Source organism: Paraburkholderia sp. CHISQ3 (genome assembly GCF_030464945.1).
GTDB classification, from domain to species: Bacteria; Pseudomonadota; Gammaproteobacteria; order Burkholderiales; family Burkholderiaceae; genus Paraburkholderia; species Paraburkholderia megapolitana.
Window position 1 is genome coordinate 200,479 of the sequence record NZ_JALPRG010000008.1, and the last position, 26,189, is coordinate 226,667.

The window sequence follows — 26,189 nt, forward strand, 5'->3', positions numbered from 1 at the left end:
ATCTTTTCATTGCGACGCATCCGCGACCGGGCCGCGCAGATCGGCACAAATGGCCGGTTGGCGTGGCGATTACAACGGGATTGTGCTGTACGCCCATTTTTGTCGGCGAGATATGCGGTGCGTCCAGTCCTACGATTTCAGCTATCGCGGCCGCGCCGCATGGTGTCGTTCAGTGCGGCCTTTCGGTGCGGTCTTTCAGCCACGCAATCAGGACCTCTCTCCCTATGGACAGTTTCGATCCCAACGACATTGCGATTCGCAGCGGCCATTTCATCGGCGGGGCGTATGTCGACGAAGGCGCACGTCGCATCGAGGTCGCGCGGCCGTCGGATGGCGTGGTGTATGCATCGGTGCCGGTCGCCGACGCGGCATGGGTCGATCGCGCGGTCGAGAATGCATGGCAGGCGTTTCGCACGAGCGGCTGGGCCAGCATGGCACCGCGCGAACGCGCAAGAATCCTGCGGCGCTTCGCCGACCTCGTCGCCGCCGATGTCGCCGCGCTCGGCCGTCTCGAGGCGCTGGGCTCGACGCGCCCGATCCGCGATGCGCTCGCCTGGGACGTGCCGTTCACCGCCGAAGGCATCCGCTTCTATGCGGAATTCGCCGACAAGCTGGGCGGCGACGTCGCCGCAACCGATCACGATCATCTCGGCCTGACCATGGCCGAGCCATATGGTGTGATCGGCGCCATCGCGCCGTGGAATTTTCCGCTCGTGATGGCCTCATGGAAGATCGCGCCGGCACTCGCGGCGGGCAACGCGGTGGTGCTCAAACCGTCCGAAATGACGCCGTTCTCCGCGTTACGGCTCGCTGAACTCGCCGTGCAGGCCGGCGTACCGGCCGGCATCTTCAACGTGGTGCAGGGCGACGGCCGTATCACGGGCGACGCGCTCGTCCGTCATCCGAAGATCGGCAAGGTCACGTTCACCGGTTCCACGCGCACCGGTGCCGCGATCATGGCCGCGTGTGCCGAAACAGGCACCCGGCCCGTCACGCTCGAACTGGGCGGCAAGAGTCCGCAGATCGTCTTTGCCGATGCGCCGCGTCTCGACGATGTCGCGCGCCGGATTGCCGGTGCGATCACGGGCAACGCCGGGCAGGTTTGCGTGGCCGGCTCGCGGCTGCTGGTCGAGCGCAGTGTGGCCGACGCGCTCGCCGAGCGGATCGGCCGTGCGTTTGCCGAACTGCGTGCCGGTGCAACGTGGTTCGCCGGCACCACGCTGTCGCCGATCGTTTCCGAAGCGCAGGCCGCGCGCATCGACGGCATCGTGGCGCGCAGCGTGGCGGCCGGCGCGACGTTGCGCTACGGCGGCAAGCGTGCGGACGGCGGCACGCCCGGCGCGTTCTACACCCCGACGCTACTCGCGGATGTCGGCACCGACATCGAAGCCGTGCGCGAAGAAATCTTCGGTCCGGTACTGACGTTGCAGGTCTTCGATTCCGAGGATGAAGCGCTCGCGCTGGCCCGGCATCCCGACTACGGCCTCGCTGCCGGCGTTCATACAGCCGACCTTGGCCGGGCGCTGCGTCTGGTGCGCGGTCTGGAGGCGGGCACCGTCTGGGTCAACCGCTACGGCCGTAGCGCCGACTTCATGATTCCGACCGGCGGTTACAAGCGTTCCGGCATCGGCAAGGATCTCGGCCGGCAGGCTTACGAAGCCAACCTGCGCTTCAAGAGCGTGCTGATCGATATTCGCCCTTGAGCCCGCCGCAGACTCTGCTGCGCGATGCCCTCAAAACGGATGTTTTGTGTCATCGGCGCCGGCCGAATCAGAAGCATCTATGTTTTTGCGCTGATTAAATCTTCTACAGGGAATGCGTTTTCCTGTTTTCGCTACTGAACTCGTCGCGAGTTCATCACAACGATAGGACTGACACCATGATCGAATTCGAGCCGAAGTACATCACCTTCGACTGCTACGGTACCTTGACGCGTTTCCGTCTCGCCGATATGACGCGCGACCTGTATCGCGACAAGCTCGACGCCGCGGACCTCGAAAAGCTGGTTGCCTTCTTCGCCGGCTATCGTCGCGACGAAGTGCTCGGCGCGTGGAAGCCGTATCGCGATGTGATCGTCAATGCGCTCCGTCGCGCGTGCCGGCGCGTGAACGTAGCGTTCGACGAAGCGCAGGCCGAAACCTTCTATACGGCCGTGCCGACCTGGGGCCCGCATCCGGACGTACCCGAGGGCCTGTCGCGTCTCGCGAAGAAGTACAAGCTGGTCATCCTGTCGAACGCCTCGAACAACCAGATCCAGAGCAACGTCGACAAGCTCGGTGCGCCGTTCCATGCGGTCTTCACCGCCGAGCAGGCGCAGTCGTACAAGCCGCGCATGCAGGGCTTCGAGTACATGTTCGACCAGCTCGACTGCAATCCGGAAGACGTCCTGCATGTTTCGTCGAGCCTGCGCTACGACTTGATGACCGCGCATGACATGGGCATCCGCCACAAGGCCTTCGTGAAGCGCGGCCATGAACCGTCTACTCCTTACTACGAGTACTACGAAGTCGACGACATTCCGCATCTGGCAACGCAACTCGGCCTGTAAGCGCGACCGCCCCGCCACCGAAACCGCCTGCCACCGGGACCTCGCCGATGAAACTCGATTCCTACTGGCTCGATACCGCGCCGCCGCTACGGTCGGCCAGCGAAGGTCCAGTCGACGGTCGGGCCGATGTCGTCGTGATCGGCGGCGGCTTCACCGGTCTTTCGGCAGCCGAGGCGCTCGGACGGCGCGGCGCGTCCGTCACGGTGCTCGACGCGGGACGGATCGGCGGTGGCGCATCGGGGCGCAACGGCGGTCAGGTCAACACCGGCGTCGCGCAGGATTTCGTGGCGCTCGCCGCGCAACTCGGCATCGATCGCGCACGCACCTGCTATCGCGCGTACGCGAGTGCAGTCGATACCGTCGAACGATTGATCCGCGAAGAGCAGATCGATTGCGATTACGTCGCCACCGGCAAACTGAAGCTCGCATCGAAGCCGCACCACCTCGGTCATCTGGAGAAAACGGCGGCGCTGATTCATCGCGAAGTCGATCCGGATATCGAACTGATCGGCCGCGAGCAGATTCGCAACGAGATCCAGTCGGACAGTTTTTACGGCGGACTGCTGCAACGGCACGGCGGCCAGATGCATATGGGCAAGTTCGCCGTGGGTCTCGCCGATGCTGCCGTGCGCCGCGGCGCGAAGTTGTACGAGTGCGCGGCCGTGTCGGCGATCGCGAAGGACGGCGCGGGCGGCTACCGGGTCGCGACGGCGCGCGGCGAAGTGCGCGCGAAGCAGGTGCTCATCGCCACCGGGCCGTCGCGGCACGGCCCGTTCGGCTGGTACCGGCGCCGGCTTGCGCCGGTTGGCTCGTTTATCGTCGTCACCGAGCGACTGCCGTCCGAACTGCTCGCGCAGCTGTTCCCGAAGCGGCGCGCGTACACGACCACGCGCCTCATGCACAACTATTTTCGCGTCACACCCGATTCGCGCCTGCTGTTCGGCGGTCGCGCGCGTTTTACCGCATCCGAGCAGCCGTCGGATGCGAAGAGCGGACGCATTCTGCAGCAGAGCCTCGCGAAGATGTTTCCGCCGCTCGCGATCGCGCATGTCGACTACTGCTGGGGCGGCCTGGTGGATATGACCGCCGACCGCCTGCCGCACGCGGGGCAGCACGATGGCATCTATTTTTCGATGGGCTACAGCGGTCACGGCACGCAGATGTCGACGCACATGGGGCAGGTGATGGCCGACGTGATGGACGGCCGCGACGAGCGCAACCCGTGGTGCGAAGCCGAGTGGCCCGCGATTCCGGGGCATACCGGCAAGCCCTGGTTTTTGCCGCTGGTGGGCACGTACTACCGCATCAAGGACATTTTTTATTGACCCGATCCGATTGACCCGGTCGCCGGTCAATCGCGCAGCTATCCCTGCCAACCCTCGCGGAGAAGTTCGATGAATAAGGAAAACTCGCAACACGACGTCCTCGCACCCGTTACCGGGCTCGACGGCTTGACGGCGAGCGGCGCGTCGCGGCGCAACGTGCTGCGCGCGATGGCCGCCGCCGGCATGATGTCGATGACCGGCGCCGGTCTGCTCACCGCGAGCGGCGCGGCGTTTGCTCAGGAGAAACCGAAGCAGGGCGGCAAGATCCGCGTGGCGACCCAGTCCGCTTCCGCAGCCGATACGCTCGATCCGGCGAAGGGCGCGCTCGGTACCGACTACGTCCGTTGCAACATGTTCTACAACGGCCTGACCGAACTCGACACACACCTCGGCGCAAAGATGGCGCTTGCGCAATCGCTCGAATCGAAAGATGCATTGGTGTGGGTCGCAAAGCTGCGTAGCGGCGTGCAGTTCCACGACGGCAAGGCGCTCGCGCCCGCCGACGTCGTGTACTCGATCATGCGCCACAAGGACCCGGCGACCGCATCGAAGGCAAAAACGCTTGCCGACCAGATCAAGGAGGTCAAGGCGAGTGGCCCGAACGAAGTGACGATTACGCTGGAAGGTCCGAACGCGGACCTGCCGGTAATCCTCGCCACGTCACATTTCCTGATCATCAAGGACGGCACGCGCGACTTCAAGACCGCGATCGGCACCGGTCCGTTCAAGGTCAAGGAATTTTCGCCAGGTGTGCGCACGGTGGGTGTGCGCAACGAGAAATACTGGAAGTCGGGTATGCCGTACCTCGACGAACTGGAGCTGATCGGTATCGGCGACGAATCGGCGCGCGTGAATGCGTTGCTGTCGGGCGACGTGCAGTTGATCAACTCGGTCAGCCCGCGTTCCACCACCCAGATCAAGGGCGCTGGTGGCTTCGCCGTACTGGAGACGAAAACCGGCCAGTACACCGATCTGATCGTGCGGGACGAAGGCGGTATTACCGGCAACGACGATTTTCGGCGAGGCATGATGTATCTGCAGGATCGCGAGCAGATGCGCCGCGCGATCTTCCAGGGTTTCGGTGCGATCGGCAACGATCAGCCGATCGATCCGACCAACAAGTATTACCTCGCGGGTTTGCCGCAACGCACGTTCGACCCGGACAAGGCGAAGTTCCACTTCCAGAAGGCCAAGCTTGGCAGCGCGCCGGTGCAGATCTTCGCGTCGCCGGCGGCGGAGGGATCGGTCGAGATGGCGATGCTGCTTCAGCAGGTCGCTCCGCAAGCCGGCCTGAACCTGCAGGTGACACGCGTACCCGCCGACGGCTACTGGTCGAACCACTGGATGAAGCATCCATTGGGCTTCGGTTCGGTCAACGCGCGGCCGAGCGCCGACGTGCTGTTCACGCAGTTCTTCAAGTCCGATGCGCCGTGGAACGAAGCCAACTGGAAGAGCCCGAAGTTCGATCAGATGCTGGTCGCGGCACGCGGAGAACCGGACGATGCGAAGCGCAAGAAGATCTACGGCGACATGCAGGTACTGGTCCATGAAACCGGCGGTATCGGCATCCCGCTGTTCCAGAGTTCGCTCGACGCGCATACGACGAAACTCAAGGGGCTTGGCTCGATTCCGCTTGCTGGCCTGATGGGCTTCATGTTTGCGGAAAACGTCTGGCTCGAGAGCTGAGCGTCAGGCAGGCGGGAGGCAAGCAGCAGGTTCAACCCAGGAGGCGATTCTCGATGAAAGCACACGCGCAACGACTCATCGCTACGCGCCTCGGCCTCGCGCTGCTCACGCTGCTGCTCGTCTCGATGGTCGTGTTCGCCATCACCGGTCTGCTGCCGGGCGATGCCGCGCAGCAGGCGCTCGGCCAGGCGGCTACGCCCGAAGCGGTCGCGGCGTTGCGCCATCAGTTCGGGCTCGACCAACCGGCGCCGCAACGCTATGCGGGATGGCTTCTGCATATTCTCAGCGGCGACTTTGGTACCTCGCTGTCGAACAGTCTACCGGTCAGTCAATTGATCGCCACGCGGCTGCCTAATTCGCTGGTGCTGGCCGGTCTGACGGCGCTCGTCTCGGTGCCGCTCGCGCTGCTGATCGGCATCGCGTCGGCGATGTTTCGCGGCTCGCTGCTCGACCGCACGCTCAACGTGCTGACGTTGTCGACCGTCGCCGTGCCGGAATTCCTGATTGCAACGATCGCGGTGCTGATCTTCGCGGTCAAGCTGCGCTGGCTGCCTGCGCTGTCGTATCTGTCCGAGGTGACGTCGTTCGGTGGGCTGCTGCGCATCTACGCGATGCCGGTCATGACGCTGTGCTGCGTGATCGTCGCGCAGATGGCGCGCATGACGCGCGCCGCCGTGCTCGATCAGCTCAATTCGTCGTACGTCGAGATGGCTGTGCTCAAGGGCGCGTCGCCGATGCGCGTCGTGCTGCGGCACGTGCTGCCGAACACCATCGGCCCGATCGCCAACGCGGTTGCGCTGAGCCTGTCGTATCTGTTCGGCGGCGTGGTGATCGTCGAGTCGATCTTCAACTATCCCGGTCTGGCGAGCCTGATGGTGGATGCCGTCACCAATCGCGACATGCCGCTCGTGCAGGGTTGCGTGATGGTGTTTTGCGCGGCGTATCTCGCGCTCGTGCTGATCGCCGACCTGTGCCAGATCGTGTCCAACCCGAGGCTGCGTCAATGATGAATCGACCCGCCCTTCCCCCGGTCCCCCATCCCGGTACCGAGCTGTACGACGCGGCGCGCGACGAACCGGATTGCCCGTCGCCTGTGGCCGATACCGACGCGCCCCGGCAAGGCATCTTCAGGCGACTGGTGCGGCGCTTCCCCGTGCTCGGCCTGATCGGTCTCGTACTGGTGGTGTTCTGGTTGCTGATCGCGTTTGTCGGACCGCTGGTGGCCCCCTACAAGGGCGGTGCGCTGACCTCGACGCAGATCTTCGGCGGCTATAGCGCCGCGTATCCGCTCGGCACCGACTATCTCGGCCGCGACATGCTGAGCCGGATTCTCTATGGCGCGCGCTACACGGTCGGCCTCGCGCTGGCGGCGGCGTTACTGGCCAGCGTGATCGGCACGTGCTTCGGGCTGCTGGCGGCGGTGTCCGGCCGCTGGGTCGACGAGATACTGAGCCGTCTGTTCGACGCGCTGATCTCGATTCCGAGCAAGGTGCTCGCGCTCGTCGTGATCGCGGCGTTCGGCTCGTCGATCACGATGCTGACGACCGTTGCCGCGCTCGCCTACATTCCCGGCGCGTTCCGCATCTCCCGTTCGCTTGCGGTGAATCTGATGACGCTCGAATACGTTCAGGTCGCGAAGGCGCGCGGCGAACGGATCTTCTATATCGCGCGTGCCGAGGTGCTGCCGAACATGATCCATCCGATGCTCGCCGACTTCGGGCTGCGCTTCGTGTTCATCGTGCTGCTGCTGAGCGGCCTCAGTTTTCTCGGCCTCGGCGTGCAGCCGCCGGATGCGGACTGGGGCTCGCTCGTGCGCGAGAACATCGGCGGGCTGTCGGAGGGTGCCCCCGCCGTGCTGATGCCGGCTGTCGCCATCGCGACGCTGACGATCGGCGTGAACCTGCTGATCGACAACCTGCGGCGCCGTCGCGGTCACGGAGGCGCGCGATGACGGCTCGAAGCATGATCGAAGTGCGGGGCTTGCAGGTCGTCGCGGGGGCCGCGCCGGGGCCGGTGGCGCAGATCGTCAAAGGCGTCGATTTTTCGGTGCACCGTGGCGAAGTGCTGGCGCTGATCGGCGAGTCGGGGTCGGGCAAGACGACGATTGCGCTGGCGCTGCTAGGCTATGCGCGCGAGGGTTGCGAGATCAGCGGCGGCTCGGTGCGCATCGGCGACGTCGACGTGCTTGCGCTCGATTCCGCGGGGCGCCGCGCGTTGCGTGGCCGCACGGTTGCATATGTGGCGCAGAGCGCATCGGCGGGTTTCAATCCCGCGCGCAAGATCATGGACCAGGTCACCGAGCCTGCGCTGCTACATCGGCTGATGACGCGCGCCGCAGCGCAGGCGAAAGCGATCGGGCTGTTTCGCGCGCTCGCGCTGCCCGCACCGGAGACGATCGGCGAGCGCTACCCGCACCAGGTGTCGGGCGGCCAGTTGCAGCGCTTGATGGCCGCAATGGCGCTGATCACCGATCCGGCCGTGGTCGTATTCGACGAGCCGACTACCGCGCTCGACGTCACCACGCAGATCGAAGTGCTCGCGGCCTTCAAGAAGGTCGTGCGCGAACTCGGCACGACGGCGGTGTACGTATCGCACGATCTGGCGGTGGTCGCGCAGATGGCGGACCGTATCGTCGTGCTGAACGGCGGCGCGGTGAAGGAGAGCGGGGCCGTCGCCCAGGTGCTCGATGCGCCGGTCGACGCGTACACGCGCCAGTTGCTCGCGGCGACGCGCCGTCCGCAAGCGCCACTGGCGCAGCCGGCAGCGGCAAGTGGCGACGTACCACCGCTGCTCGAGATTCGCGGGCTGGCGGCGGGTTACGGCAAGCTCGACCGCTTTGGCGCGCCCACGGTGCACGTGCTCGACGATGTCAGCCTGTCGATCGCACGCGGCAGCACGCTCGGCGTGATCGGCGAATCGGGCTCGGGCAAGACGACACTCGCACGCGTGGTGGCGGGGCTCGTCGACCGTGCGCGCGGCGAAGTGTCGTTCGGCGGCAAGCCGCTGCCTGCGCAGCTTTCGCAGCGCACGCCTGAGCAGTACCGGCAGATCCAGATCGTGTTTCAGAATGCCGACACCGCGCTGAATCCGAGCCACACGATCGCCGGTATTCTCGGCCGGCCGCTTGCTTTCTATCATCGTCTGCGCGGTGCGGCGGCTAACCGGCGGACGCTCGAACTGCTCGATCTGGTGAAGTTGCCCGCGTCGCTCGCGACGCGTACGCCGGCCGGTTTGTCCGGCGGCCAGAAGCAGCGCGTGAATCTCGCGCGCGCGCTCGCGGCCGACCCCGCGCTGATTCTGTGCGACGAGGTGACGTCCGCGCTCGATACGGTGGTCGGTGCCGCGATCCTCGATCTGCTAGCCGAGCTGCGCCGCGAGTTGGGCGTGTCGTACATGTTCATCAGCCATGACATCTCCACAGTGCGCGCGATCTGCGACGAAGTGATCGTGCTGTATGCGGGACACCGGGTGGAAGCGGGGCAGCGCGATGTGCTGGCAGCGCCGCCTTATCACCCGTACACGGGGCTGCTGGTCGACTCCGTACCGGCGCTCAAACCCGGCTGGCTCGATGCGCGCCGTGAGATCGGCAGTGTGGCGTTGCCGCCGCTTGGAGCAAGCGCGGATATGCCGGAGTTGTGCGCGTTTCGTGCGCGCTGTCCGGTACGTATCGACGGTATGTGCAATGCGACGCCACCGTCGCTCAAGAAGCTGCCTTCCGGTGCGGAGATTCTCTGCCACCATCCGGCCGCCGAGCTGCACCGTTTGCAGACGATGGAGGCGCACACGGTATGAGCGGACGATTCGTACGGGTCGCGGAAACCGGCCGCAGAACCTTTCCGGTAACGGTGGATGGCGTCGTACACCAAGCGGCCGAGGGCGACACGCTGATGGTCGCGCTGCTGACGGGCGTGTCGAGCCTGCGCGATTCCGAATTCGGCGACGGACGCCGCGCCGGTTTTTGCCTGATGGGAGCCTGTCAGGACTGCTGGGTGTGGACGAGCGACGGCAAACGGGTGCGCGCATGCAGTACGCCCGCGGTGCCGGGCATGTCGATCGTCACGAGGCTCGATGCCGCCACGGAGGATTTATGGCCGCGCGGGTGATCGTGATCGGCAGCGGGCCGGCTGGCGTAAGGGCTGCGGAGGCGCTGGTCGAGGCCGGGCTGCGCCCGACGCTCATCGATGAAGGACGGCGCGACGGCGGGCAGATTTATCGGCGCCAACCAGAAGGTTTTTCGCGTACTTACGAGACGCTGTATGGCACCGAGGCATCGAAGGCTGCCGCGCTGCATCGGCGCTTCGACGCGCTCAGGGAGCAGATCGACTATCTGCCCGAGACGCTGGTGTGGAACATCACGCCGAACACCGTGCATCTCGCGACGGACGGCGCGCACTACCGGAGCCTCGCGTTCGATGCGCTGATCGTCTGCAGTGGCGCGACGGATCGTTTGATGCCGGTCAAGGGCTGGCAGGCGGCGGGGACCTATAGCCTCGGCGGTGCGCAGGTCGCACTGAAATCGCAGGGCTGCGCGATCGGTACGCGAACCGTGATGATGGGTACCGGCCCGCTGCTTTATCTGGTGGCCGCGCAATACGTCAAGGCCGGTGCGAACGTGGCGGCCGTGCTCGACACGTCGACCTTCGCGCAACGCCTCGCCGCGTTGCCGCAACTGCTGGCAATGCCTGCCGCGTTGCTCAAGGGCATCGCGTTGCTGCGCGTGTTGAAGCGCGCACGCGTGCCGGTCCATCGCGGCGTGTCGCCGCTCGAAATCGTCGGCACGCCGCAGCATGGCGTAAGCGGCGTGGCAGTCGCGCTGCAGGGCGGCGCGCGCCACGAGCTCGCGTGCGATGCGGTGGCGCTTGGTTATCATCTGCGCCCCGAGACGCAACTCGCGGATCTCGCGGGCTGCGAGTTTCAGTTCGACGCGCCGTCGCGGCAATGGCTGCCGGGCGTCGACGAAGATGGCCGCAGCAGCGTTAAAGGCGTCTATCTGGCCGGCGATGGTGCACGTGTACGCGGTGCCGATGCTGCTGAACGATCCGGCCGTCTTGCCGCGCTCGCGGCGCTGCACGACTGCGGCATGCGGGCCGACGGCGTCGAGGCGTTACGCGCGGAACTGGCGCGCTTCACGCGTTTCGCGGCGGGGCTGCGGACCGCATTTCCGTGGCCGCACCGACTGGCCGCGTCGATCCCCGACGACGCCGTCGTATGCCGTTGCGAAGCGATCACCGCGGGCGAACTGCGCCGCGTGGTGCGTGAAGGCGGGGCACGCGAAGCGAATCGCGCGAAGGCATTTTCACGTGTCGGCATGGGCCGCTGTCAGGGCCGCTATTGCGGGCACGCGGGCGCAGAGATCATCGCGCTAGCAGCATCGATACCGCTTTCGGCCGTGGGCCGCCTGCGCGGCCAGGCACCGGTCAAACCGCTGCCGGTCGCGCTCGATGTCCTGGATGCACTCGATGCACTCACCGCGCCTGCCGTGGAGGCCAGCGAATGACAGCCCGAGAAACCGATGTGCTCGTGATCGGCGGCGGCATCATGGGGACGAGCACGGCATTCTTTCTGCGCCGACGCAACCGTTCGGTGATCGTGCTGGAGCGCGGCCTGACCGGGCAGCAGGCGAGCGGTGTCAATTTCGGTGGAATTCGCCGGCAAGGGCGCACGATGCCGCAACTCGCGCTGGCGAACCGGGCGTTGCACACGTGGCAGCATTCGGCGGCGCTGCTCGACGAGGATATCGAGTTCCTGCCGTCGGGCCATACACGCGTGTGCTACCACGCGCACGACGCCGAGTATTTCGACCGTTACGCCGCCGAGGCACGTGCCCATGACCTCGATCTCGAAGTTCTGCACGGCGCGGCGATGTTCCGGCGTTTTCCGTTTCTCGGGCGCGAAGTGCTTGCCGCGTCGATCTCTCCACTCGACGGCCATGCGAACCCACGGCTCGCCGCGCCGGCGTTTGGTCGCGCGGCGGCGCGGCACGGTGCACAGATCGTGGAAAACGTCGAGGTCGTGCGGGTCGAAAAGGAAGCGGGCCGCTTTCGCGTGGAGTGCGCACGCGGCGAGATTTATCGGGCCGCGCAACTGGTGATCTGCGCGGGGGCATGGGCGGGCCGCCTCACGGCGCAATTCGGCGAGCCAGTACCGCTGACGGCGAGCGGCCCACAGATGGCCGTTACCGAACCGGTGCCGTACGCTTTCAGGTCGTCGATGGGTGTATTCACGGCGATCAAGGAAGAGAGCATCTATTTCCGCCAGATTCCGCGCGGCAACATCATTTTCGGCGGCGGGCCGGGCGGTCCCGCCGATACCGTCACGCAGCGTGCCGCGGTCCTGCCGCGCAACACCGTGAGCCAGCTCGCGCAACTACGCAGACTGGTGCCGGGCCTCGCGCCGTTGCATGTGATCCGCGTGTGGAGCGGCGTCGAAAGTTATCTGCCGGACAGCGAACCCGTGATCGGGCCGAGCTCAAACGTGGACGGCCTGTTCTATGCGTTCGGCTTTTGCGGTTCGGGTTTTCAGATCGGCCCGGGCGTCGGCGAGACACTGGCGGAACTCATCGATACCGGCAGCACGCCGATTCCACTCGACACGTTTTCCGTGACGCGTTTTGCGCAGCGGGCGGCAGGTCGGCCGGAGGTCGCGACACTATGAGAAATTCGCCGGCGCTCCATGCCGCGCGCGCGTTCATCGAAGCGCATTTCAACGAACCGGTGACGCTCGCGCAACTCGCCGCGCTGTCGGCACTCAGCGTGTCGCGCTTCGCGACCGTGTTCCGGCAGCAGTACGGGGCGTCGCCTTACCGGTATCTGTGCGGCCTGCGGATCAGACGCGCCCAGGCCTTGCTACTGGAAGGCGTGCCGGGGGCAGTGGTCGCGACCGAGGTCGGGTTCTTCGATCAAAGCCACTTTGGCCGGCATTTCAAACAATGCTGCGGGATGACGCCGAGCATGTTCGTCGAACGTGCGACGGCGCGGCCCGAGGTTGCGCTAAAGATCAACACGCCCGACACGCCGGCGGCCGCTCAACCCCGGTAACCGGCTCGGGACCGCACGTCTGCTGCGTGCGGCGTACGTTACGGCGCCGCAACCGCCGGCCGGTACCGGCCCGGATTCGCACCCGATACGCGCTTCATCAAACGTCGCAGCGCCGTTGAGTCGCGGTAACCGACTGCTTCGGCGACCTGTTCGACCGTCATGCGACTCGTTTCCAGCAGAACCCGCGCCCGACGCATTCGCACGCTTTGCACCAGCGCGAGCGTGCTCTTTCCGGTTGCCCGACGCACGTGCCGCGACAGCGTGCGCTCCGACATGCAGAACTCCTGTGCGAGCGCCGTCACGGCGGTTGGATGCGGCAGCGCACATTCGACGCGCGCCGCCAGCCGTGCCACCAGATCGTTTCCGTTAGCCATGACTTCCGGCACGATGAACGGCGCCTGAGCCTGCCGCCCATCGATTAGCAGCATGCGCGACACGATATCCGCGAGCGCGCTACCGCAGCGCTCGCGGATCAGATGCAGCATCAGATCCGTTTGCGCAAATGCGGCGCCGGCCGTAACGACGGGGCCGTCGGCGCACACCATCCGGTCGGCGTCGACCGTACTGTCCGGTCCCATTCTTTTCAGCAACGGCGCGAGCCACCACGACGTGGTCGCGCGCCGACCCTGCAGCAAACCTGCTGCGTTCAGCAAAAACACCGCCGAGCACGAAGCGGCGACATGTCCGCCAGCCTTCGCGTGCCGCGCGAGCGCCTTGATCGCCCGCACCGCATCGTCGTATTCGAGCCGCTGTGTAAGCGACGCCGCTGGGCTGACGCCCAGACCCGGCACGACCCATATCGAGCGGTCTTCTCTTGGCCGGACCGGCAATCTGGAAGTCTCCACCGTCAAGCCGGTTTGCAACTGAACCGACCCGCCATCCACCGAACACAACCGCCATCGCGGCGCCACCACGCCTGCTTGCGCCGCGAGCGCCGTGGCCGCGCTGAGAACGTCGAGCGTGATCGTGACGCTGCTGGGATAGGCATCTTCCAGGACGAGAACCGTGAAATCGAACATGTCGGATTAAGCCCTAAAAAAGTCGAATCGGACACTGTGATTTTGACGCGAAAAACACTTCAATACAAGCTTTCTATTCACTTGCGTATCGATATGCCAAACATTTTTGTGAAGATTCCGAAGGGTTCGTTCGCTGGCGCGAGTCGCGCGGCACTTTCTGCAGGGATCAGCGACGCGGCGGCAGCGGCGGAACAGATTCCTGCCGATCCGGCAAAGCGGTTTCTGTGCTGGGTGTTGATCGAAGAAGTTGAAACCGGCAACTGGACTTGCGGAGGAATCGATGTGACAGCGCGATTTCTTCCGTGCGTCGCGCTGGTGTACGTGCCTGCGGGTGTGCTCGATGGCGCGGCGCGTAGCCGCTATGTCGAGCTTGTGCACGCCGCGTTCAGGCAGTCGCTTCCGGCGGGCGAGACGCGCCGTCTTGAAACCTCGGTCGTACTGCACGACGTGGCCAACGGTGCGTGGGGCGTAAGCGGTCTGGCGTGGACGCTTGCCGATTTCAAGCGCGCTGCGGGTTACGCGCACTTGCAGCACGTGATGCCCAACGCGTAGCTGTTACACATTCCGGTCGAAATCGGATAGTGCTGACACAGGCCACCCAACTAAGCTTCCTGCGAGATTTCCTTTATCGAAACGAAGGTTGTGCGAGATCGCTGCATTCAGGCGATCCGCACGATTTCCAAGCATGGGAGTAGTGATGAGTCAAGGTGGCGTCTGGCGAATGGCGGCGACTCTGGTCGCGTTGGGAGTGTCTGCGGCAAGCGTTGCCGCGCCGCCCCTGAAGACCGAAACGCTCAGCATCGAGCCGGTTCCGAAGCCGGGGCCGCATTGGCTCTATCTGGTCGATGCGGCCAACAGCCACATGATCGATGCACGGCTCGTGATCTACGACGCCGATCACAAGAAGATCGTCGCGCAAGTGGGTGCGGGCTCCTGGCCCGGCCTTGCCGCATCGCCCGATCGTCGCTACAGCTATGTCGCTACGAGCTACCTGTCGCGCGGCACACGCGGCGATCGCACCGATGTGCTCGAGATCACCGACAACAGCAGCTTCGAAAAGATCGCCGAAGTCGTGCTTCCGCCGAAGCACGTTCAGGTCGTCACCGCGAGCTTCGATACGTCGGTGAGTCGCGACGGCAAGTTCGCCTATGTGTCCAACATCACACCGGCGACGTCGATTACGGTGGTGGATCTACAGCATCGGAAAGTCACCGGCGAGATCGATACGGCCGGCTGCGTGCTGTCCTATCCGTCGGGTAATCGCCGCGTCACGGCGCTCTGCGAGAGCGGTCGCGCGCTGACCTTCACGCTTAACGACGCCGGCAAGGAAATCTCGTGCCAGCAAAGCGACGCATTCATCGACGTCGACAGGGACCCGCTATACGTCAATGCACAGCACCTGGGCGACAAGTACGTGTTCCTGTCGCATCACGGGATGATCCGCACCGCAGATTTCTCGAAGGGCGCGGGGCAGTTCGGGCCGCCGTGGAGTTTGTTAAGCGAACCGGAGCGCGCCGCGGGTTGGCGCCCGGGCGGCAATCAACCGTTCTCGCTGCAGGAGAAGACCGGCAGGATCTATGTCGCGATGCACCAGGGTGTCGACGGTTCGCATAAGGACCCGGGCACGGAGATCTGGGTCTACGACCTCGCGCGGCGTACACGCATCGCGCGCTGGAATCTCGCCGCGTTGAAAGTCGAACCGATTACGTCGATCCAGGTATCGCAGGACGACAAGCCCATGGTGTACGGCACCGGCGGGGCCGATCTGATCGTGCTCGATGCGGCGAGCGGCAGGCTTTTGCAAAACGAAAAGCAGCTCGGCGAAAGCTTCGATGTGATGGCCGCTTTCTAGCCGCCGTACGCCATCGTGTCGTTCAAACCCGAACGGCCCGCGAGTCTGTTACCGGAGAACCCATGTTCGCTCTCGATCCTGTGTTGCGCCACATCAGCGTGGCGGCTGGCGCGATCGTTTTCTTTCTGTCGGCATTGACGAAGTTTCGTAGCCTCGCGGTGTTCACTGCAGCGTTCGGCGCTTACCGGCTCGTGCCTGCGCGCTTGACGCCTTATGCGGCACCGCTCATTCCGGTTCTGGAAGCCGGGTTTGCAATGGGCCTGCTGTACGCGCCGGTCCGTCCGTTCGCGGCACTCGGTCTGCAATGTCTGCTCGGCGTTTTCGCAATCGCGTTGCTGGTCAACCTGCTGCGCGGCAACGATGCAATCGACTGCGGCTGCGGTGGTTTCGTCGAAGCGCAATCCGCTGCGGCGTCGAGCGGTATCGGTTACTGGCACGTCGGCCGTGTTGCCGCGCTGGTTGTGTTGCTGTGGCCCGCACTGCAGCCCGTGACGGAGCGCCAGGTATTCCTGCTCGATTACGCGACGGTGTTCTTCGCTGTGTTGTTTATCGTCGGTGCGTACTACGTCGTCGATCTGCTGCTCGCAAATGCGCCGAAGCTCAAGAATCTCGGGACGTGACCATGCTGAGCGTCGTACTGGTTTTTAGCCTTGTGTTGTGGATGGCAATCGCGGCACTGCTCCTTGTGAATCACCTCACCGTGTTCTTTTCCGTTCTGCTTGTTATGGGCGTCTGCTTTGTCGTCGATCTGTGGCTATCGAACGCATCGAAACCCAAAAAACCTGAGGCATGACCATGTTGAATGCATTGCTGATTTCGAATCTGGTGTTGTGGGTCGCGACTGCGGCTCTCGTTGCGCTATGCCTCGCGCTGGCCCGGCAAATCGGCGTGCTGTACGAACGTCTGATGCCGGTCGGCGCGCTCGTGATCGACAAGGGGCCGGCGGTCGGCAGTCTCGCGCCGATGTTCGAGTTGCTCGATCTGCTAGAGCGTCCGGTGAAGATCGGCGGTCTTGACGAAGCGGGGCGCGGCACGCTGCTGTTCTTCCTGTCGCCTACCTGCCCGATCTGCAAGAAGCTGCTGCCGCTGCTGCCGTCGATCATCGCGAATGAGCGCCAGCCGTACCGCGTCGTGCTCGCAAGTGACGGCGAGCGCAATGAACACCGTGCCTTCTATCGACGTGCCGGCCTTGAATCGCCGGTGAATGCCGTGCCCTACGTGCTGTCCCAGGAACTCGGGCAGACGTATCAGATCGGCAAGCTGCCGTACGCGGTGCTGCTCGACGAATTCGGCACGGTGCGGGCGAAGGGCCTGGTCAATACGCGCGAACACCTCGAAAGCCTGTTCGAAGCAAGGGAGCAAGGTGTCGCATCGATTCAGGAATATTCCGGCAAGCAGCGGCAATCTGCCGCGCAAGCCTTTTGATCACGACGCGAGGAACCGCGATGAAATGGTTTGATGCAATGTTCGTTCAATCGGCGCGCAACGTCGCGCAGCGCAGCTCGCGCCGCGGTGCACTGGCGCGCCTCGGGCGCGCGGTTGCGGGTGCTGCAGCGCTGCCGTTGTTGCCGTACGACCGCGTTGCCAATGCGCAGACACCGGCCGCGGCGTCCGGTGCTTCCGGTCCGCTGGCCACCGGCGTCAACGACCCGAAGAGCTGTGACTACTGGAAGTACTGTGCCGTCGACGGCTGGTTGTGCAGTTGCTGCGGCGGCACGTCGACCAGTTGCCCGCCCGGCAGCACGCCATCGCCGATCACGTGGATCGGCACCTGTCGCAATCCCAACGATGGTCGCGACTACATGGTTTCGTACAACGACTGCTGCGGCACGACCAGTTGCGGGCACTGCCTGTGCAGTCGCAATGAAGGCGAGAAGCCGCTCTACAAGCTGTCACTCGACAACGATATCAACTGGTGCATGGCGAACCCCGTGTCGACGTACGTGTGTTCCGTGTCCTACATCCTTGGGGTGGCGCAGAAATGAAGCGGTGGAACACGATGTTGTGCGCGCTGGTTGCGGTATGCGCCGCCAGCCCGATGCACGCGATTCACGCGCAACAGATGAACGATCTCGGCAAGACGATCTTCGCCGCGCGCTGCGCGGTCTGTCATCAAGCCGACGGCCGCGGCATGGATGGACTCGCGCCGCCGCTTACCGACTATCCGGCGCGCTACGTCACGCTCGCACCGGGTCGCAAGCAACTGATCCAGACGGTGCTCAACGGCATGTACGGCGATGTCGCCGTTGGTGCGAAGCACTACAACTTTCGCATGCCGTCGTTCGCGAGCTTGAGCGATGTGGACATTGCCAACGTGCTGAACTACGTCGCGTTCGATCTCGCTGCGAAGAAGGGCAGCAAGGCGTTGCCGCTGCGACCTGAGGACGTGCATGCGCTGCGTGCCGAAGCGCTCGACGGCGAGCAGGTGCGGCAGCGGCGCAACGCATTGCTGCCTTCGCTGGGACTGTAGCGGTGAATGCGCTCAGCCGTCTGGTTCGCACATTGCGGCAGCGCGGTCTCCCGATCCTGCTGCTCGCGTGCGGTGCGGCGAGTGCGCGTGCACAAACGATCGACAACGCCCGCGCGCTGCAGAACTACACGCTCAACTGCATGGGTTGCCATTCGCCGACCGGTGCCGGCGTCGCGGGAAAGATCCCGCCGCTGCGCCATTCGCTGGGCTACTTCATGCATTTGCCGCAGGGGCGCGAATTTGCCGTGCGCGTGCCGGGCGCTTCGAACTCGGCGCTCGACGATAGCGAGCTCGCCGAAGTCGTGAACTGGCTGCTGGTTAGTTATAACCGTGAAGAGTTGCCAGCGGACTTTCGCCCGTACACCACGGAAGAAGTTGCTCGTCTGCGTCGTCCGGCGCTTGCTGAAGTCGCACAGCGGCGTGCGCATCTGGTCGAGATGCTGCACCGGCGGGGCGTTACCGAAGTGAAGCCGTCTTACTGAAACGGCCCGGCATCGTGCGCGCAGCCCGAGTGAAGACGTCGCCAGGTCTGCGACGGTTGCTCGCCGAACATCGCGCGATAGTCGTGTGCAAAGCGGCCGAAGTGCAGGAACCCCCAGCGCGTCGCGGCGTCGGTCACCGACTGCGCGCTCTGCAGTTCGTGGCGTACACGGTTCAGGCGGACTGCACGCAGGTAGTCGACAGGTTTGACGTCGAGTGCATTCTGGAACGCGTGGTAGATCGTGCGCGTCGCGACGCCGAGCTGCGCGCCGAGTTCCGCAACCGACAGCGGGCACGTATCGCTAGACTCGATCAAGTCGCGCGCGGCCGTAACCAGCGACCAGTCACGTGTGGCATTGCTCTGCGGCGGTCTGCATTCGCTGATCTCGTCTTCGAGCAACGCCGCGAGATCCAGCACAACCGATTGCTCGTGTTGCGCGCACAACGCGCTATCCAGCAGCAGATGCGGTGCCGACGAAGCGATCTCGAACAGCGCCATGAGCCGTGCGCGGAATCTGTGCAGCAGACTGTGATCGACGGTCAAGATGCCCGGCGATGCAGGCAGCAACGCGGCGATACGGTGCAGCCCCGCACGCGCGAGCGGTGACCCCAGAGATTCGATACGTCGCGCGTCCAGTTCGATATTGCAATCGAGGTAGCAGTCCGGCGACACCAGTTCGAATTCGCGGTCGCCGGAAAAGACATGCAGGCCGTCGGTATGGCTGGTCTGTCCGCACATGCGCGCGTGGCCGCCTAGCTGAAACGGCACGCCGACAGCGATTGTGTCCGCGACGTAGCCGCGCTGGAACACGATGCGGTTCATCTTCTCGACGAGAATGCACACGCCACCGATCTCGATGACGGTCACGGAGCCATCAAAGGTGCCGCGGGAGATCTGGCAGTACGACTGATGCCAGTTGCTGAACAGTCCCGCCTGCTCTTCGATGTCGCGGCTGTGGCGCAATTCGATGGTGGATGGGGCAGCGATTGACATCAATGCGGTACCTGAGGAAGCGCAGCGGAGCGTGTCAACAGATGTTTGACGAAGCGATGAAACAGCTCCGACTGGCTGGAGATGCCGAGCTTGAAATGAATATGCTTGCGATGATTCTTCACCGTCCCTTCGGCGATCTGCAGCGTGCGCGCAATCGACAGGCTCGAATGGCCGCGCAGGATCAGACTGACGATCTCCTGCTCGCGCAGCGTGAGAATGTCGGTAGCAAAATCGGCGAAGGCGGCATGCAGATACCCTGCCACATCGCCTTGTTGCGGCGCGCTCGATGTGCTCGCAGCGGGCGGCGCAGTCATCAGAAAGTGACGACACAGCAGCGCATTCAGCAGCGGCTGGACCGCGTCAAGACAATGAATGTCTTCATCGGTAAAGCGCGTGCGACCATTGCTGCGCATCAACGAGTAGGCCACATAGGTATCGGGTGCAGGACTACCGATAAAAACGATTTCTTCGGCGAGCGAACCCGAGGTCATCGAAATACACGGATGCACATATGGCGAATGGTAGTAGTCGCTGTCGAAGAATTCATCGGGCGCCAGTTCGGCCATGCGATACAGGCCGGCCGCCACGCGCTCCATGCAAGCCGAGTAAACCGGATCGAGCAGATAGGTACCGTTCAGATAGTTGCGCATCGCATCGAGTTCGGACACGCCGTTCAGATTGTCGTGCAGCAAGGCCGGCGAATGCGAACGCACGTAGAGCAGCACGCAACTCAGATCGAACTCGACCAGCAACTGCAGCGTGTCGTCGAGCTGGCGCATGAACGTATCCTGTCCGATCAGCTCGACGAGCTTCGGCGCGGCATCTTGCCAGGCGGCAATACCATGGCCATCGCCAGCACGGCGCGGCCGCGATGCGGGGGAAACGCTCATGAAAATGGCCTCGGAACGATACGACGGGTGCGACTGCGCACCGAATCCAGCCATCGTATGTTGTGCCGGGGCCATGCGTCAAACCGCCGAAAAGCAGTTATCGACGAACAGATGCGTGCCGTTGACGAAGCTCGCATCGTCGGAGGCGAGGAACAGCGCGGCGCGCGCGACTTCCTCGGGTTCGCACAGTCTGCCCTGCTGTTCGGCGATCGCCGCTTCCGATGCCGCCACGCCCATCGCCTGCAGGTCGCGCAGTTCGCGAATGCCGTGCGGCGTGCGGATAAAGCCAGGCGCTACCGCATTGCAGCGAATGCCGCGATCGCGATACTCGACTGCGATTGCGCGAGCGAACATATGACATGCACCCTTGGTCGTGTCGTACAGCACTTCGCCCGGTGTGCCGTACAGCGCGGAAATCGACGACGTGCAGACGATGCTGCCCTTGCCTTTGCGCAGCATCTGCGGCAACACCGCACGCGTCATCAGGTACATGCTCTTTACATTGACCGCCATCAACCAGTCCCACTCGGTTTCTTCGACATCGAGAAACGGTTTGACGATCAGCGTGCCCGCGTGATTGAAGAGGATGTCCGCATCGCCGAGCAGGCGGTTGGCCGCGGCGACGGCTTCCGTGACGTCTTTGGCGCGCGACACGTCCGCAGCCAGCGAGATCGCGCTGCCGCCTCCGGTGTTGATGCGCGCAGCGAGTACCTGGCCCGCGGCCGGATCGCGATCGATGATGGCGACCTGCGCGCCTTCGGCGGCGAATAGCGCTGCCGCGGCGGCACCGCAGCCACCCGCCCCGCCGCTGATGATCGCGACCTTGCCGGCCAGCCGGCCTGTCGACTGTGCATTCATGAAATTACCCTTTTCCAGTTGAGAGTCATACGGTGCGATCAATCGGGCATGCCGCGCCGGCCGCCGCTTACGGCGAATGCTTCTTCGGGCGACAGCACGAGGTGATGGCGGCGATACAGTCCGAAGTAGCTCAGGCCGAGCAGATACCAGACGGCGGCGCCGAGCGCGGCCCACTTGTAGACCGGGTCGACGAACTGAAACAGCAGCGTCGCACCGGCAATCAGGATCGTCACGACCGCGCCGAAGATGCCGAACGGGCTCTTGAACGGACGCTTCAAACCCGCGTGAAGGCTCCTGAGCCGGATGTAAGAGAGGCTCTGGAAGATGTACGAGATCATCCCGGCGAACACGATCATGCTGACGAGGACACCGCCCATCAGCGCGTTGTCGCGTCGTCCGAAGGTGAACCAGAAGGCCATCAGTACGCCGAGCGCCAGCAGCGAGCCGGCGCATAGCGCGCGATTCGGCGTTTTCTTGACTGGGTGCGTGACGGAGAGCGCAGTTGGCAGATAACCCGCACGCGACAGCGAGTAGATGTTGCGACCCGCGGCGAAGCTGCCCGCGAGGAACGAGGCGGCGAGACCGAGCACAGCGACACCCGCGAGTATCTTGCTGGCGGTATGGCCAAACAGCGAACGGAAACCATCGAGTAGCGGCTCGCCCGACGTGCTCAGCGCGAACGCGCCATTCGGAATGGATGCACTGAAGAAGACGATCGACAGCGCGAGCACCGCGAGGATCAGGATGCCGAACATCAGTGCCATCGGCATGTGCTTCGTGGGGTTGTGCGCTTCCTCGGCGGTGAGCGGCAGTTGCTCGATGGCGAGAAACATATAGACCGCGAACGGCAGCGCCAGCATGATGCCGGTCGCGCCGAACGGTAGCCACGGGCCGTGACCGGCCGGCAGTTCGACCGGTTTGCCCGCACTATCCGCGCCGAGGTTCAGCGCGAGATACGCGAAATCGACGTGCGGGATCGCGGCGAGACAGAAGAAGGCCAGCACCGCGACTGCGGCGATCGTCACGATCACGACGACCCGCATCGACATGCCGAGGCCGCGCATCGACAGCAGCAGCATCACCGCGTAGCCGGCGATCCACCAGAGCGGTTGCGCATCGGCGGGCGTGCCGAAGATGGCGCCGAGATACGCGCCCATGAAAAACATGTTGCCGGCCGGCGCGAGCACGAACTCGATATTTTCCGCGAGACCGGTGGTAAAGCCACCCCACGGACCCATCGTGGTCCGCGCGAACGAATAGGCGCCGCCGGTATGCGGCAGCGCTGCGGCCATTTCACCGATCGACGAACAGAGAAAGACGTACATCACGGCGATGATCAGCGTCGCCGCGAGCATGCCACCGAAGCCCTGCGACAGACCGAGATTCCAGCCCGAGTATTGCCCGGCGATAACCGCTCCAACGCCGAGCACCAGCAGCGTAAAGAAGCCCGCGTGGCGCTGCAGTTGGCGTTGTTCGAAATATTTGTCGCTAACGTCCTGGTAGCTGACACCTGTCGCGCTGCCTGGTGGCAGATCGGTGCTTAAAGCGCTTCTTTCCGTCACGATTTGTCTCCGTTGTATGAGGCCGTCGGTCGCCAGGGGCGCACGAAGCCGGACTCATCATGAGACGGTGGCGGAAGATTTTGAATGTCCCGAAGGGGATATGCGGGGCTGGGGCGGTTGGGCTGTTGCTTTCGCGTTTATGTTTCGATGGTCTCCGGCGCTGATCGGGAGGGCGTCGTCTCGCGATGTTCGGCGGCTCGCTCGCGGGTGGGCGCGGGCGCTAGCGCTTCGGGTTTGAGTAGCCGGCTGATCCCCTCGCGCCGGCTCGCGAGGATCACGACCGGAGCCATGATCAACATGATCGCGGCCTGCCAGAGATAAAGCTGGCGATACAGATGATGTCCAGCACTCATCGCGACGATGCCGTAGATGGCGAGACCCGCGAGGCCATTGAGCACGTTGAAACTCGCACTCACGCGGCCTTGATAGAGCGGATCGGCGGCGCGTTGTGCCGCGCTCAGCGCGATCACACTGCTCTGAAAACTTGCGCCAAGGCCGACGTAGGTGATGAACGCGACGATGAGGCCGCTACATTGCGCGAACACCAGCAGACTGATGGAGGCGACGAGGAACGCCAGCGTCAGGATGGTGCGTCTCCCGAAGCGATTCGCGAGCCGCACCACGAAAAACCCGCTGACGATCGCACCGAGCGCGTAACCCGCATCGATCTTGCCGAACGCTGCGGCGCCAAGATGCAGTTCCTCGCGCACGAACGGCGCGAGCATCGCATTGATGCCGAAGATGACGGTCAGGTTGGCGAGGATCAGCCCATAGAAGAACGCGATAGCGGGGCGTTGCGCAATGTGGCTCAGACCGTCGCGCAGGTCGTTCAAATGCCGGCGTACGCCGCGCTCGGGCGCGTTGGGGCTCGGTTCCGTGGTGCTGGTGCCATGCATGCGGCGCGCGACGACGAAACCCGCGAACGCCGACAGCAGATAGGTTGTACTAGCCACGCCGACCGTAGCGGACGCGCCGATAGCGGCGAGCACCACACCCGATGCAGCCGCGCCGAGTATCTGTCCGGTCTGCCCGGTGACGACGGTTAGCGCATTGAGACGAAACATCTGCTCGGACGAAGCGTGGCGTGCGAGCGCGGCCCGCCACGCCAGCACCTGGATTTCGTTGCCGAGTGCGATCAGAAAACTGACGAGGTACGCGATGGGCGCTGTCGCGTAGCCGGCGGCATAGAGCAGGCCGTAGCTCATCAACACGAGCCAGCGGAAAACCTCGGCCCGCCACGCAAGCTGCGCAGGCTCGCTGCGATCGACGGCGAGACCGATGAGCGGCGACAGCAGCAGGCTCGGCAGAATCGTCATGACGAGCGTGATCGCCGCGCTCGACGGATGCCCGGTGATCTCGATGATCAGCCACGTGTTGATGAGGAAGAAAAAGCCTGTGCCGATTTTGGCGCTGGCGATTGCCGCTCCATAGAGGCGTACGGTCTGGGGTGTCACGCGGGCCGTCCTGGGAAAACTGGATTCGGCGACGTTAAGCGCTCTGGAGTAATAAGAAAATTGGATAATTCTTATCTAATGAATCTGAAAATCTGAACTATTGGACGGGTCGGTCGCGGGCCGGCCATTACCTGGGAGGTAGTTGTGTGGATTCACGCGACCGCTATGATCGAGTCATTCCCCGAACGCATAGTGAACGCCGCCCAATGAATCCCACCACTACCGATACCCGCTCGCCTGCCAGCGATCTGGGTGCGTTGATGCGCCACTGGCGCGACGTGCGCGGCACGAGCCAGCTCGATCTATCGCTCGACGCGGGTGTGTCGCAGCGACACATCAGCTTTATCGAAGGTGGGCGCAGCGTGCCGAGCCGTCAAACCTTGATGGATCTCGCCCAGGCGCTCGACATTCCACTGCGCGAACGCAACACGCTGCTGCTGGCGGCCGGTTACGCACCGATCTATCCGGAAGGCGCGTGGAATGCGCAGGAAATGCAGGGCGTAACGAGTGCGCTCGCGCGAATGCTGCGCCAGCACGAGCCGTTTCCCGCCGTGGTGATGGACCGCTACTGGAATGTGCTGATGACCAATGAATCGGCGCCGCGTTTCTTCAACTGCTTCATCGATATGTCGGCGCGCACGAGCCCGCGTAACCTGCTGCATCTGATGTTCGATCCGCAAGGCATGCGTCCGTTTATCGCCGATTGGGAAGCGGTGGCGAAGAGTTTGATCCAGCGGGTTTATCGTGAATCGGTTGGGCGGGTGATCGATGAGAAAACGCGCGAGCTACTCGATGCGTTGCTCGACTATCCCGATGTGCAGGCCGAGTGGAAATCGCCTAAGGCGTTGAGTGCGCTGCCGGTGTCGCCGACGATGCCGGTTATTCCGCTTGGCTTCGTCAAGGATGGGCGGGTGTTGAATTACTTCTCGATGGTTGCGACGGTGGGTACGCCGCAAACGGTGGCCGCGCAGGAGCTGCGCATTGAATGCATGTTTCCTGCGGATGAGGCGAGTGAGGCGCTGCATGTTGCGTTGATGCGCGAAGCCGCGGCGACGTGAGTTAGTTCACGTTTTTTACCCGGTGACGATTGTCAGCCGCTCTGCCGCAGGCTTCCGTGGATTATCGACTCAGCGCAGCCTGCGCCCGTTGCAGCCACTCGCTGTTATGTTCGCGCGCGTGGCGTGGCCAGTGCTTCCCATCGTGCACGATCTCAGCGTAAAGGTCGCGCGCACGCTGGCGATCGGCATCGTTGGGTTGCGTCGTTAGCCAGTCGGCGTACAGGCAACGGGGGGCCGCGTCGCTGGCACTGGCGAGCGCCGTCTCGAACGCAGTGCGCGTACCAGGTGCGCCTATCGTTGCGAGAGCCCGTGCATACAGCAAGGCAGGTTCGGATTGCTGACGGGCAGGAGGATGGACTGCGAACAGTTTTTCCAAGGTCTCCTGCGTGGCCGCAGCGTTGCCATTGGCGAACTGCGCGCGCGCCAGGCCCTGGAGTAACGCAGGATCGGATGAGAACGGTCCATTCACCGCCAATTGATAATGCTCTAAAGCTTCCGAGGTATTGCCTGCATCGAGTAGCGCAGCGGCCAGTCGCATGCGATGCGCGACGGTCGGCGTGCGATCGAAATCCGTGCGCGCCTCGCGCACCGCCCGGTTGGGGTCGACAAGCTGCGAGATCGCCCGCGTTGCCGCTCGCGCGCCATGCGACTGGCGCAGCGAAGGCAAGTAGATGACGAAGAAGTAGACCAGGCTGCCCAGGCCGGGGAAAAGAAACAGGATCAGTAGCCAGAACATGTTCTGCTGGGTACGCACGGCATGCACCGCAAAGAACACGGCGATGATGAGGTAAAGGCTGATTCCGAAAATGCGCATTTGCGAAAACGTCAGTTGTGGTGCGTTGCCAGCGGCACGGCGGTGAAACGGCAGAGGGGTATTGTGACAGAAGCGGGCTGGTGTGCCTGGGCGGTCAGCGGACGCTCATTGTTCGACCGGCACGATCAGACGGGTTATCGGG

27 protein-coding genes are annotated in these 26,189 nt (G+C 64.0%); 20 read left to right on the top strand and 7 right to left on the bottom strand.

Features of this window, described 5'->3' with window-relative positions; all coding sequences use genetic code 11:
- Positions 1 to 224 precede the first annotated feature (224 nt).
- The 11 genes from M0D65_RS20460 to M0D65_RS20510 all read left to right on the top strand — a co-directional run bounded on the left by M0D65_RS20460 (position 225) and on the right by M0D65_RS20510 (position 12,596).
- Entirely contained in the window at positions 225 to 1,703 is a 1,479-nt protein-coding gene (locus M0D65_RS20460; RefSeq protein ID WP_266254301.1) for an aldehyde dehydrogenase, read from the top strand.
- Positions 1,704 to 1,879: 176 nt separating this feature from the next.
- Complete coding sequence (locus M0D65_RS20465; protein WP_266254302.1) at positions 1,880 to 2,548, top strand: haloacid dehalogenase type II; 669 nt, start codon at positions 1,880 to 1,882, stop codon at positions 2,546 to 2,548.
- Between the two features lie 47 nt (positions 2,549 to 2,595).
- A complete protein-coding gene (locus M0D65_RS20470) occupies positions 2,596 to 3,873 on the top strand; it encodes an FAD-binding oxidoreductase (protein WP_266254303.1) in 1,278 nt (425 codons plus the stop codon).
- Between the two features lie 69 nt (positions 3,874 to 3,942).
- Positions 3,943 to 5,559: an ABC transporter substrate-binding protein gene (locus tag M0D65_RS20475; RefSeq protein WP_266254304.1), complete on the top strand. Its 1,617-nt coding sequence runs from the start codon at positions 3,943 to 3,945 to the stop codon at positions 5,557 to 5,559.
- Positions 5,560 to 5,612: 53 nt separating this feature from the next.
- On the top strand, positions 5,613 to 6,566 hold the full coding sequence (locus M0D65_RS20480; protein ID WP_266254305.1) for an ABC transporter permease: 954 nt from the start codon (positions 5,613 to 5,615) through the stop codon (positions 6,564 to 6,566).
- On the top strand, positions 6,563 to 7,510 hold the full coding sequence (locus tag M0D65_RS20485; RefSeq protein WP_266254306.1) for an ABC transporter permease: 948 nt from the start codon (positions 6,563 to 6,565) through the stop codon (positions 7,508 to 7,510). Before M0D65_RS20480 ends, M0D65_RS20485 begins: the two co-directional genes overlap by 4 nt.
- On the top strand, positions 7,507 to 9,351 hold the full coding sequence (locus M0D65_RS20490) for an ABC transporter ATP-binding protein (RefSeq protein ID WP_266254307.1): 1,845 nt from the start codon (positions 7,507 to 7,509) through the stop codon (positions 9,349 to 9,351). The genes M0D65_RS20485 and M0D65_RS20490 overlap by 4 nt, the downstream gene beginning before the upstream one ends.
- Positions 9,348 to 9,662: a (2Fe-2S)-binding protein gene (locus M0D65_RS20495; protein WP_266254308.1), complete on the top strand. Its 315-nt coding sequence runs from the start codon at positions 9,348 to 9,350 to the stop codon at positions 9,660 to 9,662. Before M0D65_RS20490 ends, M0D65_RS20495 begins: the two co-directional genes overlap by 4 nt.
- Positions 9,647 to 11,056, top strand: coding sequence for an NAD(P)/FAD-dependent oxidoreductase (locus M0D65_RS20500; RefSeq protein WP_266254309.1), 1,410 nt, complete (start codon positions 9,647 to 9,649; stop codon positions 11,054 to 11,056). The genes M0D65_RS20495 and M0D65_RS20500 overlap by 16 nt, the downstream gene beginning before the upstream one ends.
- Positions 11,053 to 12,213, top strand: a complete 1,161-nt coding sequence (locus M0D65_RS20505) for an FAD-binding oxidoreductase (protein ID WP_266254310.1) — start codon at positions 11,053 to 11,055, stop codon at positions 12,211 to 12,213. Before M0D65_RS20500 ends, M0D65_RS20505 begins: the two co-directional genes overlap by 4 nt.
- Positions 12,210 to 12,596, top strand: coding sequence for a helix-turn-helix transcriptional regulator (locus M0D65_RS20510; RefSeq protein ID WP_266254311.1), 387 nt, complete (start codon positions 12,210 to 12,212; stop codon positions 12,594 to 12,596). The genes M0D65_RS20505 and M0D65_RS20510 overlap by 4 nt, the downstream gene beginning before the upstream one ends.
- 38 nt (positions 12,597 to 12,634) lie before the next feature.
- Here M0D65_RS20510 and M0D65_RS20515 read toward each other — a convergent pair whose 3' ends face one another.
- Entirely contained in the window at positions 12,635 to 13,615 is a 981-nt protein-coding gene (locus M0D65_RS20515) for a GlxA family transcriptional regulator (RefSeq protein ID WP_266254312.1), read from the bottom strand.
- Positions 13,616 to 13,708: 93 nt separating this feature from the next.
- Here M0D65_RS20515 and M0D65_RS20520 point away from each other — a divergent pair, with 93 nt between their 5' ends.
- From M0D65_RS20520 to M0D65_RS20555, 8 genes are all read left to right on the top strand, one after another.
- On the top strand, positions 13,709 to 14,167 hold the full coding sequence (locus M0D65_RS20520; protein WP_266254313.1) for a tautomerase: 459 nt from the start codon (positions 13,709 to 13,711) through the stop codon (positions 14,165 to 14,167).
- A gap of 133 nt (positions 14,168 to 14,300) precedes the next feature.
- Complete coding sequence (locus M0D65_RS20525) at positions 14,301 to 15,467, top strand: amine dehydrogenase large subunit (RefSeq protein ID WP_266254314.1); 1,167 nt, start codon at positions 14,301 to 14,303, stop codon at positions 15,465 to 15,467.
- Positions 15,468 to 15,529: 62 nt separating this feature from the next.
- On the top strand, positions 15,530 to 16,087 hold the full coding sequence (locus M0D65_RS20530) for a MauE/DoxX family redox-associated membrane protein (protein WP_266254315.1): 558 nt from the start codon (positions 15,530 to 15,532) through the stop codon (positions 16,085 to 16,087).
- On the top strand, positions 16,084 to 16,260 hold the full coding sequence (locus M0D65_RS20535) for a hypothetical protein (RefSeq protein ID WP_266254316.1): 177 nt from the start codon (positions 16,084 to 16,086) through the stop codon (positions 16,258 to 16,260). Before M0D65_RS20530 ends, M0D65_RS20535 begins: the two co-directional genes overlap by 4 nt.
- 2 nt (positions 16,261 to 16,262) lie before the next feature.
- Positions 16,263 to 16,892 (top strand): methylamine dehydrogenase accessory protein MauD, encoded by a 630-nt coding sequence (mauD, locus tag M0D65_RS20540; protein ID WP_266254430.1) that lies wholly within the window; start codon positions 16,263 to 16,265, stop codon positions 16,890 to 16,892.
- Positions 16,893 to 16,912: 20 nt separating this feature from the next.
- Complete coding sequence (locus M0D65_RS20545; RefSeq protein ID WP_266254317.1) at positions 16,913 to 17,452, top strand: methylamine dehydrogenase light chain; 540 nt, start codon at positions 16,913 to 16,915, stop codon at positions 17,450 to 17,452.
- On the top strand, positions 17,449 to 17,937 hold the full coding sequence (locus tag M0D65_RS20550) for a cytochrome c (RefSeq protein ID WP_266254318.1): 489 nt from the start codon (positions 17,449 to 17,451) through the stop codon (positions 17,935 to 17,937). The genes M0D65_RS20545 and M0D65_RS20550 overlap by 4 nt, the downstream gene beginning before the upstream one ends.
- Before the next feature lie 53 nt (positions 17,938 to 17,990).
- On the top strand, positions 17,991 to 18,419 hold the full coding sequence (locus M0D65_RS20555) for a cytochrome c (RefSeq protein WP_266254431.1): 429 nt from the start codon (positions 17,991 to 17,993) through the stop codon (positions 18,417 to 18,419).
- On the opposite strand, the gene M0D65_RS20560 is transcribed toward M0D65_RS20555, so the two are convergent.
- From M0D65_RS20560 to M0D65_RS20580, 5 genes are all read right to left on the bottom strand, one after another.
- The gene (locus M0D65_RS20560) at positions 18,413 to 19,411 is read right to left on the bottom strand and encodes a helix-turn-helix domain-containing protein (RefSeq protein ID WP_266254319.1); all 999 of its coding nucleotides are present in this window, start codon (positions 19,409 to 19,411) and stop codon (positions 18,413 to 18,415) included. The two genes, M0D65_RS20555 and M0D65_RS20560, sit on opposite strands and share 7 nt — an antisense overlap.
- A complete protein-coding gene (locus M0D65_RS20565) occupies positions 19,411 to 20,301 on the bottom strand; it encodes a response regulator transcription factor (protein ID WP_266254320.1) in 891 nt (296 codons plus the stop codon). The genes M0D65_RS20560 and M0D65_RS20565 overlap by 1 nt, the downstream gene beginning before the upstream one ends.
- A 78-nt stretch (positions 20,302 to 20,379) precedes the next feature.
- Positions 20,380 to 21,159, bottom strand: a complete 780-nt coding sequence (locus M0D65_RS20570) for an SDR family NAD(P)-dependent oxidoreductase (protein ID WP_266254321.1) — start codon at positions 21,157 to 21,159, stop codon at positions 20,380 to 20,382.
- Between the two features lie 38 nt (positions 21,160 to 21,197).
- On the bottom strand, positions 21,198 to 22,721 hold the full coding sequence (locus tag M0D65_RS20575) for an amino acid permease (RefSeq protein ID WP_266254322.1): 1,524 nt from the start codon (positions 22,719 to 22,721) through the stop codon (positions 21,198 to 21,200).
- A gap of 137 nt (positions 22,722 to 22,858) precedes the next feature.
- Entirely contained in the window at positions 22,859 to 24,175 is a 1,317-nt protein-coding gene (locus M0D65_RS20580) for an MFS transporter (RefSeq protein WP_266254323.1), read from the bottom strand.
- Between the two features lie 206 nt (positions 24,176 to 24,381).
- Between M0D65_RS20580 and M0D65_RS20585 the strand changes: the two genes are divergently transcribed.
- Complete coding sequence (locus M0D65_RS20585) at positions 24,382 to 25,233, top strand: helix-turn-helix domain-containing protein (RefSeq protein ID WP_266254324.1); 852 nt, start codon at positions 24,382 to 24,384, stop codon at positions 25,231 to 25,233.
- A 61-nt stretch (positions 25,234 to 25,294) separates the two neighbouring features.
- On the opposite strand, the gene M0D65_RS20590 is transcribed toward M0D65_RS20585, so the two are convergent.
- Entirely contained in the window at positions 25,295 to 26,047 is a 753-nt protein-coding gene (locus M0D65_RS20590; protein WP_266254325.1) for a hypothetical protein, read from the bottom strand.
- Between the last annotated feature and the right edge of the window lie 142 nt (positions 26,048 to 26,189).

What these genes read in the sequence shown, in the direction of transcription:
- M0D65_RS20460 (WP_266254301.1), top strand. Translation starts at nt 225, where the DNA reads ATGGACAGTTTCGATCCCAACGACATTGCGATTCGCAGCGGCCATTTC.
- M0D65_RS20465 (WP_266254302.1), top strand. Translation starts at nt 1,880, where the DNA reads ATGATCGAATTCGAGCCGAAGTACATCACCTTCGACTGCTACGGTACC.
- M0D65_RS20470 (WP_266254303.1), top strand. Translation starts at nt 2,596, where the DNA reads ATGAAACTCGATTCCTACTGGCTCGATACCGCGCCGCCGCTACGGTCG.
- M0D65_RS20475 (WP_266254304.1), top strand. Translation starts at nt 3,943, where the DNA reads ATGAATAAGGAAAACTCGCAACACGACGTCCTCGCACCCGTTACCGGG.
- M0D65_RS20480 (WP_266254305.1), top strand. Translation starts at nt 5,613, where the DNA reads ATGAAAGCACACGCGCAACGACTCATCGCTACGCGCCTCGGCCTCGCG.
- M0D65_RS20485 (WP_266254306.1), top strand. Translation starts at nt 6,563, where the DNA reads ATGATGAATCGACCCGCCCTTCCCCCGGTCCCCCATCCCGGTACCGAG.
- M0D65_RS20490 (WP_266254307.1), top strand. Translation starts at nt 7,507, where the DNA reads ATGACGGCTCGAAGCATGATCGAAGTGCGGGGCTTGCAGGTCGTCGCG.
- M0D65_RS20495 (WP_266254308.1), top strand. Translation starts at nt 9,348, where the DNA reads ATGAGCGGACGATTCGTACGGGTCGCGGAAACCGGCCGCAGAACCTTT.
- M0D65_RS20500 (WP_266254309.1), top strand. Translation starts at nt 9,647, where the DNA reads ATGGCCGCGCGGGTGATCGTGATCGGCAGCGGGCCGGCTGGCGTAAGG.
- M0D65_RS20505 (WP_266254310.1), top strand. Translation starts at nt 11,053, where the DNA reads ATGACAGCCCGAGAAACCGATGTGCTCGTGATCGGCGGCGGCATCATG.
- M0D65_RS20510 (WP_266254311.1), top strand. Translation starts at nt 12,210, where the DNA reads ATGAGAAATTCGCCGGCGCTCCATGCCGCGCGCGCGTTCATCGAAGCG.
- M0D65_RS20515 (WP_266254312.1), bottom strand. Translation starts at nt 13,615, where the DNA reads ATGTTCGATTTCACGGTTCTCGTCCTGGAAGATGCCTATCCCAGCAGC.
- M0D65_RS20520 (WP_266254313.1), top strand. Translation starts at nt 13,709, where the DNA reads ATGCCAAACATTTTTGTGAAGATTCCGAAGGGTTCGTTCGCTGGCGCG.
- M0D65_RS20525 (WP_266254314.1), top strand. Translation starts at nt 14,301, where the DNA reads ATGGGAGTAGTGATGAGTCAAGGTGGCGTCTGGCGAATGGCGGCGACT.
- M0D65_RS20530 (WP_266254315.1), top strand. Translation starts at nt 15,530, where the DNA reads ATGTTCGCTCTCGATCCTGTGTTGCGCCACATCAGCGTGGCGGCTGGC.
- mauD (WP_266254430.1), top strand. Translation starts at nt 16,263, where the DNA reads ATGTTGAATGCATTGCTGATTTCGAATCTGGTGTTGTGGGTCGCGACT.
- M0D65_RS20545 (WP_266254317.1), top strand. Translation starts at nt 16,913, where the DNA reads ATGAAATGGTTTGATGCAATGTTCGTTCAATCGGCGCGCAACGTCGCG.
- M0D65_RS20550 (WP_266254318.1), top strand. Translation starts at nt 17,449, where the DNA reads ATGAAGCGGTGGAACACGATGTTGTGCGCGCTGGTTGCGGTATGCGCC.
- M0D65_RS20560 (WP_266254319.1), bottom strand. Translation starts at nt 19,411, where the DNA reads ATGTCAATCGCTGCCCCATCCACCATCGAATTGCGCCACAGCCGCGAC.
- M0D65_RS20565 (WP_266254320.1), bottom strand. Translation starts at nt 20,301, where the DNA reads ATGAGCGTTTCCCCCGCATCGCGGCCGCGCCGTGCTGGCGATGGCCAT.
- M0D65_RS20570 (WP_266254321.1), bottom strand. Translation starts at nt 21,159, where the DNA reads ATGAATGCACAGTCGACAGGCCGGCTGGCCGGCAAGGTCGCGATCATC.
- M0D65_RS20585 (WP_266254324.1), top strand. Translation starts at nt 24,382, where the DNA reads ATGAATCCCACCACTACCGATACCCGCTCGCCTGCCAGCGATCTGGGT.
- M0D65_RS20590 (WP_266254325.1), bottom strand. Translation starts at nt 26,047, where the DNA reads ATGCGCATTTTCGGAATCAGCCTTTACCTCATCATCGCCGTGTTCTTT.